Below are 15,486 nucleotides of genomic sequence, written 5' to 3' on the forward strand. Positions count from 1 at the left end.
CTTATTCCGGCTGACGTATGCGCTGGAAACCGCGAAAACGGCTCGCTGGATTTACAGGGTTCTGAGCGACCAGGAGTGGTCCGGACGCCATGAGATCAGTCTGAACGGCGGTGTGAACGGGGTTTATCTTTCCCGTTCATCACTCGATGTGGCTGGCAGTTACAGGGGTCTGAAGCCCAACCGTACGAAAACGTACGATAAGTACGTTTTTTGAGCAGGGTTGACTGTGAAACCATCGCGACCTATAGCGACTTGCGTTTGAAATTGCATGGGTATTAATGTCATGCAACATGCTGATTATAAAATAATTCCCAACCCTTCCTCCTCGCAACCAGCCAATGTGTTAGCTCAATTTGGCTGAGAAACACCTCATCGTGTGACACCACTATCAAGGTTCCCTGATACTGATTGAGAAAAGATTCCAGCGTATGCAGGGACGGAATATCCAGATGATTGCTCGGTTCATCGAGCAGCAAAAAGCTGGCGGGAGCGTCGGCATAAATTATCGTTGCCAGCGCGGCCTTAAGTTGTTCCCCGCCGCTGAGTTTGCCACAGGGTAATGACACCCTAGTTGCATCCAGCCCAAGCTGGGCAAGTTGCATACGCAGTTGGGATTCCCCCATCTGAGAGTTCACCGCCAGAAGTTGCTCAAGAACCGTTTTTTGTCGGTCCAGAATGGAAAGCTGCTGGTCAAGATAAGCTGTTTTAGCCCAGACCTCACGGTGACCGGACGCTAGCGGCAACAGACCCGCTAACGCTTTTAACAACGTCGATTTTCCACACCCGTTTGAACCGACAACACCGATCCGTTGGCCGCTGTTAATGGTCAGCGTTATCTGGCAGAAAGGCGCAGGAACAAAGGGTAAAACGGCATCGGTAAGTTTGGCCACGTTCTGCGGTAATGCCCTGAATGAGGAGGTTAAGTGCATAACGATAGGTGTTGAGGCCTCAATTTGCTTAGCTGCCTGCTGCACCTGCTGGTTGAGCTGCATCCGCGTTTGGGCCTGTTGTTTTACCTGCTTGCCCGTTGAGGCCTCGCTACGGTTTTTTTGACGGCCCAACAAAATCTTTGCCTGATTTGCCTCTTTGCTCTGACGATTACCACGAGACTGACGCTTTTCGAGCCGTTCACGCTGGTCTCGCAAAGCGTGCTCTTCTCGCTTGCACTCGGTTTTGAGGCGCTCAAGGTTTTCCGCAACGGCGGCCGTCTCCTGCGCTTTCATCTGCTGATAAAAACCATAGTTGCCGCCGTAGCTGCGTAAACCGAGCGACGATAATTCGACAGTCCGTTCCATCTGCTGCAATAGCCTTCGGTCATGGCTGATGACCAACAGGCCACGGGACCATTGTTGCAGTTGCTGCATCAACGCTAATCGGCTGGCAGCATCCAGATGGTTGGTCGGTTCATCAAGAATAAGAAAATCTGCATCCGATAACGTCGCGCCGGTCAGTGCCACTCGCATCACTTCCCCGCCGCTCAGTCGGTTGACCGCTGATTCTGGCGAAAGGTAGCCCAATCCTGCAAACTCAAGCTGTGTTTGCAGGCGTTGGCGAATGTCCCAACCCTCACCGACAAGATCAAAATCAATCGGGTCGACGCTTCCTGCTTCAATGCGCTTTAGCGCAGCTAGCTGGGTGTCGACTCCTGCCAGCATCGCAACATTATAGTAGTGCTGGGGTAAGAGATGCTGTGCCAGATACCTGACGCGGCCAGAGCAACGGCACTGGCCGGAAGTCGGTGTAACCAGACCAGCCATCATCTCAGCCAACAGGCTCTTGCCCACACCATTTCTCCCCACGAGTCCAGTGTGGCGATGGTCAAATTGTTCAGTGAGTTCTGAGAAAAGCGGCTTGCCGTCAGGCAATACAAAAGAAACGCGTTCCAGCGTAAGAATAGAATTCGTCATGCGATAACCCTGAAATTAATGCACCAGAACAACTTCCGAAAGAAGCTGCATGAAAGCCGTCAAGGGTGACGGTGGGCATTAATTGCGCATTGGACGAATACCTTTAATGAGATGCGAGAGCCGGCTGATTATAAAATTGCAGGATTTTGATTGTCAAATAACATCTTGCCGTTGCGGCGTTAACGGGAAGATATCTGATTAACAGGTCGGCTGAGGCACCTTCATTAAGTGACTATGAAATTTTGGTTAAGATACTCTTTGATTGTCAATTTTGACTATACCCTAACCTGACGTCAGGTCAGATAATGAAAAACTGTCAGAATAAAGTCACTCCGCCTATTTATTGACACAAGTAATTAAAGGTCATAGATTCTTTCCTGACACATTCAGTACTGGAGGCGTATGAAAGGTCAACGTATTGGCTATATCAGGGTAAGTAGCTTTGACCAGAACCCAGAGCGTCAACTGGATCAGACTCAGGTGGATAAAGTCTTTGTCGATAAAGCATCGGGTAAAGATACCCAGCGGCCAGAGCTGGATTCACTGTTGTCATTCGTGCGTGATGGAGACATCGTGGTGGTTCATAGTATGGACCGGCTTGCTCGTAACCTGGATGATTTGCGCCGTCTGGTACAAAAGCTTACTCATAAGGGTGTGCGTATCGAATTTGTTAAAGAATGTCTGACATTCACTGGCGAAGATTCACCAATGGCAAACCTGATGCTCTCAGTAATGGGGGCTTTTGCCGAGTTCGAGCGTTCTTTAATCCATGAACGTCAGCGTGAAGGCATAGCTTTAGCCAGGCTGCGTGGTGCATACCGTGGACGGAAAAAATCACTGTCACCAGAACAACAAATTGAAGTACGACTGCGGGCAAAAAATGGTGAGCAAAAAGCCCAGCTTGCTCGTGAGTTCGGTATTAGCCGTGAAACGCTGTATCAATATCTAAAACAGTCTGATTAACATCTCATTTTTATGTGATTTGTAGCCAGGGAGGCACTTTTGCCAGCAGATTTTTTAAATATGGAACAACGTACCAGTTATGGTCAGTTCGCTGGTGAGCCTAACGACATTCAGCTTGCTCGTTTCTTTCTGCTGGACGAAGTGGATATGGATTTCATTAACAACCGGCGCGGAAGGGCAAACCGTCTGGCGGTGGCATTGCTGATTGGCAGCGTTCGATTTCTTGGCACATGGCCTCATGACCTGTCAGCGATCCCGGTCAACGTACTGTGGTTTGTTGCCCGACAACTGGGAATATCCGATACGAGTGTTCTGTCCGACTACTGCTGGCTGAAGCCTGTAATATTGGTATGGAACCCTTTATTCGACCCAATATTCCGGCGCTGACCCGTTATCGTCTCAGCTGGACCAAACAAAATTATCTCAGGGCAGAAACGCTGGTAAAAGCAAACGCCAGACTGGTTGATTATCAGTCTACCCTGCCTCTGGCTCAGAAATGGGGCGGTGGTGAGGTGGCCTCTGCGGACGGTATGCGATTTATAGCCCCGGTACGAACGGTCCATGCAGGTCCCAACCGAAAATATTTTGGTTCCTGCCGTGGGATCACCTGGTACAACTTCATTTCAGATCAATACTCAGGATTTCATGGCGTTGTCGTTCCTGGCACGTTGCGGGATTCCATATTTGTACTGGAAGGCCTGCTGGAGCAGCAAACCGGACTCAACCCGACAGAGATAATGACAGATACAGCGGGTTCCAGTGACCTGATCTTCGGTCTTTTCTGGTTGCTGGGCTATCAGTTCTCTCCCCGCCTGGCTGATGCCGGAGCCTCTGTGTTCTGGCGAGTGGATAAAGATGCAGACTATGGTGTATTGAATGACATCGCCCGCAATGCTGCCAATGCCCGGAAGATAGAGCAACACTGGGATGACATGATGCGTATGGCCGGTTCTCTGACGCTGGGGACAATCCGGGCATCAGTTTTGATCCGTTCGTTGCTGAGCAGCGATCGCCCTTCAGGGTTAACACAGGCAATTATCGAAGCTGGAAAAATAAATAAGACACTGTATCTGCTGAATTATATTGATGATGAAGATTACCGACGTCGCATTCTGACCCAGCTTAACCGGGGAGAAAGCAGACATGCTGTCGCCAGAGCCATTTGTCACGGGCAGAAAGGCGAGATCAGAAAACGCTATCAGGACGGGCAGGAGGAGCAACTGGGCGCTCTGGGGCTAGTGACCAATGCCGTCGTGCTCTGGAATACCATTTATATGCAGGCCGCACTGGCACATTTGCGTGATGAGGGCGAAGTCATTAATGAAGAAGATGAAGTCCGGCTTTCGCCACTGCGGCATGCGCATATCAATATGCTGGGTCACTACACATTCACTCTGGCAGAGCAGGTAACAAAAGGACAGCTAAGACCACTTAAGCAAGCGGAAGAGAGCGATGAATGGCCTCTATAATTGTCTATTGTCATGGCAACGAAAATACCAAATTGGTTAAAAAATATACTTAGCGTACGTTTTCGTACGGTTGGGCTTCAGACCCCTATACCTACATTCGGAACAACCAGATGATGATCCCGAACTATGGGGAAATGTGTCGATACGATGAGCCTGTTTCGACAGCCTTTGTTGAATCGACAATCAATGAAGTGATCGCCAGTCGGATGGCCAAAAAACAGCAGATGCAATGGAGCAGAGAAGGCGACCATTATTTGTTGCAGGCCCGGGCCGCAGTCCTGAATAACGATCTACAGGATAAATTTTCGCAGTGGTACCCGGGTTTCAAAACCAACGATTTAGACGAAGACCGAATGTCAGCTATTGCTGCGAAAAAATATGATTGCCCCACACTTTTTTATGCTCTCCAGGTTGCGCAAACTGAGTGTGTACGCCAGATACCAACGAACGCATTGGGCGATGATATCAACAGGATAGTTCAGACGTCTGAAGGCGTTTCGGATCAGAGACATGGTCAGGTAACATCGTAAAAAAAAACAGCATATTACCCGACGATGGCTTAATGCGACAGAACCGAAATTACTAGTGCATTATTGGACTGGTGCGGTGGTGAATAATCTGGATAATTAGCCACACATACAAAGCGCGGTGAGCTTAACGTTTCTTTAATTGTATTAATTGTATTAATTGTATTAATTGTATTAATTGTATTAATTGTATTAATTGTATATTTAGATTTAAAATAATAGGGATTTAAAATGAAAATTGCAAAAATTGCACTGGTAATTACTATGGGTCTGGCGGGTATTTCTACGGCAAACGCTGCAAATCAAGGCCAAGGTACAGGTACTGTTACTTTCCACGGTTCTATCATTGATGCACCTTGCTCCATTTCCGCTGATACCACAGATCAGACTGTTGAGCTGGGCGCGGTTGGTAGCGCTACGCTGGAAAATGCAGGTACTTCTATTCCAGTTCCATTCTCAATCGATCTGCAGAACTGTGAAGCTGATGCTGGTACTGTACAGGTTACCTTTAACGGTGTTGCTGATGCGACCAACCCTGAATTGCTGGGCCTGAACGGTACTGCTGCCGGTGCTGGCATCGCAATCACCGACGGTTCGGGTGCGGCTCTGAAACTGGGTACACCTTCTTCTGCACAGACTCTGACCCAGGGTGACAACACCCTGCAGTTCGCCGCATACCTGCAAGGTGCATCTGGTTCTACCACCACTATCACCCCAGGTGAATTCAACTCTATAGCTAACTTCTCTCTGACTTACGCATAAGTCAGAGAGCAGTCACTCGGCTACCAGTCGCGAAACAAAGAGTAGTCGGGGGCTTGGTCTCACAGATGCAAGTCCACTTTTTAGTAGGCCTGTATCTGTGAATATCATCTATTGATTTTTGAAAAAATAAAATGCTTTTCAAGCCAGTCGACAAGGATTTGAGCGTAGATGGTATGTTCGATTTTTCGGTTTCCTTTATTCCTGTTTGCTTGGTTTTATTAAGTTGTCAGGCTAATGCAACAGATTTTGGACATGGTCGTGTTTCAATGGCCGGCGAAATTGTCGATTCAGCATGTAGCGTGAATACAGGTAGTCCGGATCAAACTATTGATATGCTTTCTCAACCAGTCAGTGAAATTGTTAGTGAGAATAGCGGACTCAGCAGGCCTTTCAGCATAAAGCTAGAAAATTGTTCTCTTGAACGATATAGCTCGAAAGATCAACCAATAGATAACTATCAATACTTCCAGATAACCTTTGATGGTCAGCGTGACGATGATGCTTTCGGTATAGATGGTGAAGCTCAAGGTGTAGCGCTACAAATTCGAGATGCCAATGGTAATGCTGCAATTCCTGGCCAACCCTTACCCGCAGATAATATTCAGCAGGGATCAATGGTACTGAATTATACCATGCGGCTTATTGGGGATGGGGACGAGCTTCAACCTGGTGCCTATCACTCAACTATTCGCTATAAACTTGATTATTACTGACTGCTGAGAGTACCCAGCTGCATGAATTTAATAAATAAGACAAGGCTGTATCCAAAACCTTCTATTCTAAGTGTGTTAATTTTTGCGATGCTGTCTGTCAGTTACACAGTGCGAGCCGATGATATTCAGTTCAACACTGATGTTCTTGATGTCGATGATCGCAACAATATCAGCCTGACGCAGTTTTCTCATGCGGGCTATTTAATGCCCGGAGAATATACCTTTGCTGTTCGCGTTAATAATCAATCACTGAGTGGTGATTACGCGATTATTTATTACCAGGATGAGAACGATAAAAATAACTCACTGGTTTGTGTGCCGAAAGACGTTACTCAGAAGCTAGGATTAAAGGAAAAATATTTCAAGCAGCTTACCTGGTGGCACAACGACGAATGTTTAGATCTCAAAAGTCTGGATGGTCTTACAGCAGAAGGTAATCTGTCGACAACATCATTAGATATCAGTATTCCTCAGGCCTATATGGAATACACCTCGGAAAACTGGGATCCGCCATCTCGCTGGGATACTGGTGTCGCAGGGATTATCCTAGATTACAACGTTAATGCCATTGCGGGTCATAATCGCGGTGGATACTCCGATGGTCGTTATTATAATGTTTCCGGAAATGGTACGGCGGGTCTCAATCTCGGACCATGGCGTTTGCGTGCCGACTGGCAGGGCTCTCTGAATCATGAGACAGGCAAAGATAAAGGGACTGACACAGTCCTGGATGTGACACAGGTCTATGCCTATCGCCCGATACCTTCGATTAAATCGAAGCTGACGGTGGGGGAAAGCTATTATAACTCAGATGTTTTTGACAGTTTCCGTTTTGTCGGCGCAGGTCTGGAATCAGACGACAATATGCTGCCGCCAAACTTGCGTGGTTATGCTCCTGAGGTAACTGGTGTCGCAAAAACCAATGCTAAGGTAACTATTTCGCAAAAAGGTCGCGTGCTGTATCAGACTCAGGTCGCGCCAGGACCCTTTCGTATTCAGAACTTGAATGACTCGGTCACTGGCCAGTTGGATGTCAAAGTTGAAGAGCAAGGTGGGGAGGTTAAGAGTTATTCCATTAATACCTCTGATATCCCTTATCTGACTCGTCCAGGTACGTTGCGTTACAAAACTGCAGTAGGGCAACCTGAAGGCTATGTTTACAAGCGCGATGAAGGCGAAACATATGGTGATTATGCAAATAATACCTACACGGATATGCACCATACATACGGTGCGCCGATCTTTGGTGCCGGTGAGTTTTCCTGGGGTATAAACAGTGGCTGGTCACTATATGGTGGTGTGATTGGCAGCGAGGATTACAGTGCGCTGTCTCTTGGGATTGGTCGTGACCTGTTGCAATACGGAGCACTCGCCTTTGATACCAGCGTTTCTCGTGCCGATGTTCCCAACGAGCCTGATACCAAAAAGGGCACTTCGTCTCGTCTGAGCTATTCGAAAGACTTTGATGCTTACGACAGCCAGGTGACGTTTGCAGGTTATCGCTTCTCCACGCGTGACTTTATGACGATGGATGAATATCTGGATTCACGTGTTGATGAAAACACCACAGATAATGACAAACAGATGTACACCATCACTTTTAATAAACAGTTTCGTGAAAAAGGGTTAAGTGTTTATTTAAACTATTCTCACGAAACGTATTGGGATAGCCCAAAAAAAAATAATTTTAGCCTTTCTGCATCACAAACATTTGATGCGTTCAATTTGCGCAATCTCAGTGTGTCATTAACGTTATACAAAAATCAATATGACCAGACAGATGATTATGGTGGTTATTTATCTCTGTCTGTACCAGTAGGTGATAACAGCACGATTAGCTTTAACTCTACGGTGAGTAATAGCACAACTTCCAGTGAGGTAAGCTATTTCAAAACACTTGATGCCAACAACAGCTACCAACTTGCAACCGGGGGGGCCGACGGCGATGCGACGGCGCGTGCTTATTACAACCACCTTGGCGACAGGGCAGAAATTGATGTGAATACTAACTACCAGGCGGGGACATCTTCGTCTGTAGGCCTCACATTGCGCGGCGGACTGACGGCGACAAGGGAAGGCGCAGCTCTTCATCGAGTGAACGATATGGGGGGGACACGTATGTTGGTGGATACCAGTGGTGTTACCGATGTCCCTGTAGAAGGGTTTGGCGGCATATCGTATTCCAATATGTTCGGTAAAGCAGTAATTGCCGACGTGAACAGTTACTACCGCAGCTCGGCCCGAATTGATTTAGATAAATTAGATGACAACGCAGATGTCTCCAACTCAGTCGTAGAAGGATCTTTGACCGAAGGGGCGATTGGTTACCGTAAATTTGCCGTGATTAGCGGTGAGAAAGCGATGGCTACCCTGCGCCTTGAAGATGGATCCAGCCCACCATTTGGTGCAACGGTATTTAATACCGATGGGCTTCAGACCGGGATTGTCAACGACGATGGTAGCGCCTATCTCAGTGGTATTAATTCTGCGGGGAAAATGGTCGTAAAATGGGATGGCAAAGTTTGTGATATTGCATTACCAACCACTTTACCTGCGGCACCTGCTGTTCTGTTGTTGCCATGTCAGGAATTGCGGGACGATAAAGCAGCAGAGCAACAAACGGCAACAGATAAAGCTACCTCAGAATGATCTTTTATTTTGAATTCAGGCAAATGAAATAGATATGAATATGAAAAATTTGACAATAGTCTCTACTCTGGTCCTTGGCTCGCTTGCAGTTCAGTCGGCATCGGCGGCAATTGCTCTGGACCGTACCCGTGTGGTGTATAACGGTTCGGATAAATCTTTAACACTGAGCATTGAAAATAAAAATAACGTATTGCCTTATTTAGCACAGGCATGGCTGGAAGATATCAGTGGTAATAAGGTTTCCAGTCCGGTGATAGCTTTGCCTCCTATACAGCGCGTAGAACCCGGTACTAAAAGCCAGATCAAGCTACAGGGAATTACTTCCGCGTTAAACGCTTTGCCACAGGATCGCGAATCTGTGTATTACTTTAACCTTCGTGAAATCCCACCGAGGACCAATAAAGCGAATACTTTACAGCTCGCTTTGCAAACTCGTATTAAATTATTCTACCGTCCAACGGCACTAGCTGTAAGCAATACAGATAAACCATTCCAGGAAAAAGTGACGCTTACTCGCTCTGGTAATGTTTATACCGTAAATAACCCAACGCCTTATTATGTCACCATTATCAATGCGGCAAACAATACAAAAGCCTTGCCGGGAAATTCGTTCAAACCATTTATGGTCCCACCTAAAGGGCAGGCACCTATTGGCGTGAATGCTGATGCGATCGGCAGTTCTCCCGTGCTGACTTACATTAACGATTTCGGCGGTCGTCCTAAGCTCATCTTTAAATGTAATGGCGCTACCTGCTCGGTTGCCAGTTCAACCAAAGGATAAAACATTAATGTCCATGATCCGTTGCTCTTTCTGCACGAATGCCTTGTGCCGTTCAGGTTTTTACATAGCTCTGTTTTCGCTGTCATGCCTGTCACGGGTCACTTGGGCACAAGCTGATAACTGGGATGTGGGCGGAGAGCACGGTGAGTTGCAAGTCACAGGACAACTGACTGAGGGGGCGTGTCGATTGGATATGGCGTCTGCCTATCAACAGATCAATCTGGGTAACATTACGACCGGCGAGTTGGTTAACGTTGGGGATCAGGGGAAGCCCGTGGCTTTCCAGATTCGACTTCGTGACTGTGTGCGAACGGAAAGCACGAAGGTAAATAATCGCACGGGAAATCTCATATGGAATGCAAACCAGCCTGTTGTCGCCATGGCGTTTCTGGCACCAACAGATTCTGATACACCGTCTTTGATCCGCGTCGATGGCCCCTCCATTTCAGGTATTGGTATTCATCTGATGGATGCTCAGCACCGGTCGGTACGTCTTGGTAGCTGGAACCGGCCACAGTTTATCGACCCTGGACAGGATGAATTGACGTTTTATGTCGTGACCGAACGAACGAAGTCACAGATGGTAGCGGGTGATTTCCGGACAACGATCAACTTTCATCTGAACTACGAATAAGAGGTAAAGATGAAAACCTTTCTGTCTGGTGCAATCTTGATAGCTTTACTTTGCGTGGCGGAGGGAACTCGGGCAGCAACTGTCACTGTTCAGGGGAACGTCACCATCGCATCTTGTACTTTAAATGATGGCCAGGATATTGAAGTGCCTTTTGGCAATGACGTCGTCACGACGAAAATTGATGGTAAAAGCTACAAAAAAATGCTCCTGAAATATACCTTTCAATGTGATACAGGCATTGGTACTGGGGCAGTATTAACACTTTCTATCTCGGGTACGCAAGCCTCCTTTGGCAGCGGGCTGCTGCTTACCAATATGAATGGATTAGGCGTGCAGTTTTTAAATGAATCTACTGCACTGCCTGTTAATACCGGTAAGGCCACATTTAATTATAACAGTGACCAACCACCCAATATTTATGCTGTGCTTGCCAGAGATTCATCCATATCGCTTAACGGTGGCGCCTTTTCAGCGACGGCCACTATGTCTTTAGACTACCAGTGAATTAAGGCGGTTTGATGCGTTATATTACTACGATGTCCGTAATGCTAATTGCTATGTTGCCACTGGTATCAAAGGCCGCAAGTACGGCAAAAATAAATATATACGGAACATTAATTGAGCCAGCATCCTGTACCGTGAATGGTGGCCAGGATATTGATGTACCTTTTGGTGATGATGTTATTACGACAAAAATTAATGGTGTCAGTTATAAAAAAATGCCACTTAATTATACCGTTGAGTGTAATGGTGATATGAGCGGAGCCTCGCTAGTACAAATTTCTATTAATGGTGCGGTGGCCAATTTTGGTACTGGATTATTACAAACCAATGTAACGGGGCTGGGCGTGCAATTCCTTAATGGCACAAACGGTCTTGCTTTAAATACAGACACTGCTAACTATGATTACACGACTGGTCAGCCACCTGAACTTTTCGCAGTGCTTGCAAAAGATCCGGTTGCAACGCTTGTAGCAGGTGCCTTTACAGCCACTGCGACGATGTCTGTGGCTTATCAGTAAGTCGGGGAGACAGCATGCTTAATTTAAAATCAGCAATGATAATGCTCTTTAGCTTAGTGTCGTTTTTTGCTTTTTCTGCTGATAATACTTCAGACATTAGTTTACACGGTACACTGATTGAACCCCCTCCGTGTTATATCAATGGTGGGGAAGCAATTGCTGTTAGGTTTGGTGATCATGTCGGTATTAATAAAGTGGATGGGTTGAATTACAAACAGACCATTGATTATGGCGTTGTTTGTGACGATGACTTTGCCGACCCATCATGGGTCTTAGGTTTAACAGTAAAAGGCACATCAACCTCCTTTGATGAGGCTGCGGTGCAAATGCAGATTGATGGATCAACCCAACAAGATCTTGGCGCTAAAATCCTGTTGGGGGGGAAAGATTTCCCCTTAAACAAGCGGGTAGAAATAAACCAGGGATCACTACCAGTCATGGAATCTGTTCCTGTTAAGGCCCCCGGAGCTACGTTGCCTGACGGGTATTTTCATGCCACAGCGACGCTGATGGCCGATTACGAATAAGTGATGCTGAATTAATGATAAAACACTTTCAGGGTTTGATGGTTTTTTTATTCGGCATATTGTTTTTGGTCGTGCAGGATGTCGCAGCGGCAACTGCAACGCCAGATACGGAAATGCAATTCTCTGGCACGCTTGTTTCCGAGCCCTGCACGATAGCACCTGACGATACAGAGATTACTTTAGATTTCGCCGAAATTATTGATAAATATCTCTATATTAACACCCGAACGCACAGTCTACCTTTTATTATTCATTTGCAGGACTGTGATGTGACAGGTGCGGAAACAGTAATTACGCATTTCGAAGGTGCGCAAAGTACAGAACTGCCAGGTTATCTGACAATGGGCAATGCAACTATTGGTGCCGCGATAGGTATTGAAGAGAAAGATGGTTCATTCCTTGGACTGAATAAAGACAGTAAGCCAGTGCAATTGGTAGATGGCAGTACAGCGTTAACTTTTCAGGCGTTTGTAGAAGGTGAACCTACTGCGTTAAAAAATCAGACCATTACATTGGGTGAATTTAGTTCCACAGCAACGTTCTTCCTGGAATATCCATAAGTATAGTGTCGTGCTTTCAACTTCATCGTAGGTTCGTGATAGTGATGTGTTTGCAGAGTACGGTGAAATAGAACTGATGAATCTGAACGGCCATTATAGGATGGCGAACAGCAGTAATGTAAAGCGCCATGTGAAAAATTATTCTTAAAGATGAAAAGTTGATAATGGAAAATATTAAAAATAAACATATAATCGGAATTATTAAGTTATGTTTTTTTAGCTGTTATTTTTTATATAGTCCATTAGCTTCAGAAAATACCATGGTTAACCCTGGTAATGGACGTGCTTTCTACGGCAGTTGTGATGCCAGTACACATGCCGTTAATGATTCAGGCCTAATTATGTGTATTGTTATTGGGTCAAATGTACGATAGGCGATATTATTATTGATCATGGTACTCTTTCTCCTGGGGGATATAATGGAAATATTTCGGAAAAAGCAGGAGCGTTAACATGTGTCGGTGGGGATGCTACAGCCCATCTGAGTTTTACACCTTCAACTATTGCATTATCGAATGGCACTGACTCAATTCTGATTTTCGATGAAAGTCGGAATGAAACGTTAGTTATATCGTTAATCGATAATATGCCGAAATCATTTACGGTTGTCAGTACCTTATCAGGTACACCTGCGGAAACAGGGCAATTCCAAGGCAGTTCGACAATAGTATTGTCCATTGATTAGATAATATCAAAATTATGCATATTGTTAGGGTAACTAACGATATTTTTTATTGTGTGTGATTCCAGAATGACTCTCGCTAGTGATGTCTGAAGTCACAGGGGAGTTAATTTGTGGAAATTATAAATAAATATCGTTCGTGTATCTGGCCTGTGGGGATTGCGCAGCAGCTACTGTTGGGGGGGATAACGCTCTACTGGTTAATATTTTTACATATTGCCTGGAATAACAGGGGGGGATGGGGAACTGACCTTCCTTATAATCTGCTAGGATTTGGCGTTATTTTTTCTCTTTGTACTGTCTTTTGGTTGTTCTCTTCGAACAAGACCTTCCAGTTTGGTACTACCGGGAAATTATTGTTTTTGGGTGCCGTCTTGATGACGCTCCCCCTCCTTTGGTCTCCGTCATTTGCGACGGTGATTTATGCCATTCCTCGCATGACAGGTATGTGGGGCGGGCTGTTGTTTTGGCTGACGTTGCGGCAGTGTCACTTGTCGTCACCTCTTCGTTTGTGGGGGCTTTATTGCCTTGCGGGTGCAGGTATAATCGAAACAGTGATTGTCCTGATAGAAATGTATGTACAGCCAGAATGGCTGCCTGTTATCTGGCAGCAGTTAATGACCCAATATGGCCGTTCCGGTGTAGGGGTGTTCCAGCAGGTTAATGTGACCGCCAGCTTTTTAGCGATGGCGCTGGCAGCCGTACTCACTCTCATCATCATCCGGAGCGCGATACTGAATAATTTATACCTTGAGCGTATTCGTCAGGCGTTGCTGATGACCGGCAGCGTTGCAATAAGCGCAGTTTTGACGCTGGTGTATTCCAGAACTGGTTGGCTCGCGGGGTTAGTCGTTGTGGTAAGCCTGTATTGTCTCTTTGCCTGTAGCCGCTATCAAAATGAAGGCAAACGCCAGTATCTGCTGCTTGCTTTACCACTATTAGGGATGGTGATTGGTCTGCTCCTAATGCCCCTCAACTTCAATCAGGCGCTGGAAGCACATGGTGACTCAAATTATCAGCGGCTAATTACTCTTTTCTACACTTTCATGTATGCGACTCACCATCCTTTATTGGGTTATGGTGCAGGAACATATGAAGGAGCTTATCAACACTACCTGATTGGGTTACCGGGTGGGAATCCTGCTCATGAGGTGATGACGCATCCTCATAATGAGCTTTTATATCAATATGCAGAAGGTGGGTTTGTTGCTTTAGTCGGTGCACTTATTTGGTGTGTAATGGTTATGAGGCTGTGGATACGGTCAGCATCGGCGCAGTCCTACAGTATCCTGATTTGCATGCTACCCGTTATGATGCATAGCCAACTGGAATACCCGTTGTACTATTCGGTTCCACATTATCTGGCTTTGCTGATGCTGTTATGTCTCGCCGAACCGGTTACGGGATCATCAGAAAAGCAACAGTCTGCAAAATGGAACTATGTTAAACGACTTATCCGTTTTCTGATGCTACTCCTCAGCCTTTATGGTGCAAAAGCCTCATTTCAGTCTTATTATGTCTGGCAGGTTCTGGGAAAATTTGAAGCCTCTGCACTAGTGAATCCTGAGGTTATTACGGATCTTGATGTGCCCTGGGTTATGCGACTACGGTATGAACAGGACAAAACATTGTTACGCTTGTTCCGTTTCAGTCATAAACCGGATATTACTTCTCTGCGAGATTTTACGCGTGAAAATGCGACCTGGATATCTGTCCACGCTTGGCCCATATTATACAGTAACCAAGTCTCTGTACTGAAGTATTTGCACGATCAGAAAGAAACAGCATTCTGGCAAGACCAAGCGTATCGGACTTTTCCCTGGAAGAAAAATTTCAAATTCATGAGCAAAAAAACAAGTGAAAGAGCATCAACAGATGAATAAATATTATTGATTTAAATTCAAGGGTGAGCCCCACTTTATTTATCTGTTGTTTATTGATGGGGGACCTGGAAATTAAGGTTCTGTCGCATTAAGCCATCGTCGGGCAACATGCTGTTTTTTTTTACGATGTTACCTGATGATGTCTCTGCTCCGAAACGCCTTCAGACGTCTGCACTATCCTGTTGATATCATCGCCCAATGCGTTCGTTGGTATCTGGCGTACACGCTCAGTTTGCGCAACCCCGAAGAGATGATGGCTGAGCGTGGCATCATTGTTGACCATTCCACACTTCATCGCTGGGTTATTCGCAGGGTGCCATTTCATTGACATCCTCCCCGCCCTAAAGAGCGAGGATTCCTACAGCGTTCAGACCGGAGTCTGACTCGCCTCGGTGGGTTCCTGCTTC

At 46.1% G+C, this 15,486-nt stretch carries 13 protein-coding genes and 5 pseudogenes; 16 read left to right on the forward strand and 2 right to left on the reverse strand.

Annotation, left to right across the window (positions count from 1 at the left end; genetic code table 11):
- A pseudogene (locus FH968_RS24230) lies at positions 1-181 on the forward strand (hypothetical protein); the annotation flags it as partial.
- 100 nt (positions 182-281) lie between these two features.
- Here FH968_RS24230 and FH968_RS22745 read toward each other — a convergent pair.
- Positions 282-1,907 (reverse strand): ABC-F family ATP-binding cassette domain-containing protein, encoded by a 1,626-nt coding sequence (locus tag FH968_RS22745; protein WP_139883634.1) that lies wholly within the window; start codon positions 1,905-1,907, stop codon positions 282-284.
- A gap of 402 nt (positions 1,908-2,309) precedes the next feature.
- Between FH968_RS22745 and FH968_RS22750 the strand changes: the two genes are divergently transcribed.
- The 4 genes and pseudogenes from FH968_RS22750 to FH968_RS22765 form a co-directional block, all read left to right on the forward strand.
- The gene (locus tag FH968_RS22750; protein WP_139883636.1) at positions 2,310-2,870 is read left to right on the forward strand and encodes a recombinase family protein; all 561 of its coding nucleotides are present in this window, start codon (positions 2,310-2,312) and stop codon (positions 2,868-2,870) included.
- 60 nt (positions 2,871-2,930) lie between these two features.
- A complete protein-coding gene (locus FH968_RS24235; RefSeq protein ID WP_139883638.1) occupies positions 2,931-3,257 on the forward strand; it encodes a DUF4158 domain-containing protein in 327 nt (108 codons plus the stop codon).
- Positions 3,191-4,339, forward strand: a pseudogene (locus FH968_RS22760) (Tn3 family transposase); the annotation flags it as partial. The gene FH968_RS24235 and the pseudogene FH968_RS22760, both read left to right, overlap by 67 nt.
- Positions 4,340-4,425: 86 nt before the next feature.
- Positions 4,426-4,710 (forward strand): annotated as a pseudogene (locus FH968_RS22765) (ISKra4 family transposase); the annotation flags it as partial.
- 27 nt (positions 4,711-4,737) lie between these two features.
- On the opposite strand, the pseudogene FH968_RS22770 reads toward FH968_RS22765, so the two are convergent.
- A pseudogene (locus FH968_RS22770) lies at positions 4,738-4,851 on the reverse strand (IS6 family transposase); the annotation flags it as partial.
- 246 nt (positions 4,852-5,097) lie between these two features.
- Here FH968_RS22770 and FH968_RS22775 point away from each other — a divergent pair.
- From FH968_RS22775 to FH968_RS22825, 11 genes and pseudogenes are all read left to right on the forward strand, one after another.
- The gene (locus tag FH968_RS22775; protein ID WP_139883640.1) at positions 5,098-5,628 is read left to right on the forward strand and encodes a fimbrial protein; all 531 of its coding nucleotides are present in this window, start codon (positions 5,098-5,100) and stop codon (positions 5,626-5,628) included.
- A gap of 131 nt (positions 5,629-5,759) precedes the next feature.
- The gene (locus tag FH968_RS22780; protein WP_139883642.1) at positions 5,760-6,341 is read left to right on the forward strand and encodes a fimbrial protein; all 582 of its coding nucleotides are present in this window, start codon (positions 5,760-5,762) and stop codon (positions 6,339-6,341) included.
- Between the two features lie 21 nt (positions 6,342-6,362).
- Entirely contained in the window at positions 6,363-8,990 is a 2,628-nt protein-coding gene (locus tag FH968_RS22785) for an outer membrane usher protein (RefSeq protein WP_139883644.1), read from the forward strand.
- Between the two features lie 34 nt (positions 8,991-9,024).
- Positions 9,025-9,771: a fimbria/pilus periplasmic chaperone gene (locus tag FH968_RS22790; protein ID WP_305038340.1), complete on the forward strand. Its 747-nt coding sequence runs from the start codon at positions 9,025-9,027 to the stop codon at positions 9,769-9,771.
- Positions 9,772-9,778: 7 nt separating this feature from the next.
- Complete coding sequence (locus tag FH968_RS22795; protein WP_189389328.1) at positions 9,779-10,405, forward strand: fimbrial protein; 627 nt, start codon at positions 9,779-9,781, stop codon at positions 10,403-10,405.
- Positions 10,406-10,414: 9 nt separating this feature from the next.
- Positions 10,415-10,909 carry a fimbrial protein gene (locus FH968_RS22800; protein WP_139883650.1) on the forward strand — a complete coding sequence of 165 codons (495 nt, stop codon included), beginning with the start codon at positions 10,415-10,417 and terminating at the stop codon, positions 10,907-10,909.
- A gap of 14 nt (positions 10,910-10,923) precedes the next feature.
- Positions 10,924-11,427 carry a fimbrial protein gene (locus FH968_RS22805; RefSeq protein WP_139883652.1) on the forward strand — a complete coding sequence of 168 codons (504 nt, stop codon included), beginning with the start codon at positions 10,924-10,926 and terminating at the stop codon, positions 11,425-11,427.
- Positions 11,428-11,441: 14 nt separating this feature from the next.
- A complete protein-coding gene (locus FH968_RS22810) occupies positions 11,442-11,954 on the forward strand; it encodes a fimbrial protein (RefSeq protein WP_139883655.1) in 513 nt (170 codons plus the stop codon).
- Between the two features lie 38 nt (positions 11,955-11,992).
- Positions 11,993-12,514: a fimbrial protein gene (locus FH968_RS22815; protein WP_189389331.1), complete on the forward strand. Its 522-nt coding sequence runs from the start codon at positions 11,993-11,995 to the stop codon at positions 12,512-12,514.
- Positions 12,515-13,309: 795 nt separating this feature from the next.
- Complete coding sequence (locus FH968_RS22820; RefSeq protein ID WP_139883660.1) at positions 13,310-15,079, forward strand: PglL family O-oligosaccharyltransferase; 1,770 nt, start codon at positions 13,310-13,312, stop codon at positions 15,077-15,079.
- A gap of 139 nt (positions 15,080-15,218) precedes the next feature.
- A pseudogene (locus FH968_RS22825) lies at positions 15,219-15,398 on the forward strand (IS6 family transposase); the annotation flags it as partial.
- Positions 15,399-15,486: the final 88 nt, after the last annotated feature.

It is taken from the genome of Buttiauxella sp. B2 (assembly GCF_006376615.1).
Classification (GTDB): domain Bacteria; phylum Pseudomonadota; class Gammaproteobacteria; order Enterobacterales; family Enterobacteriaceae; genus Buttiauxella.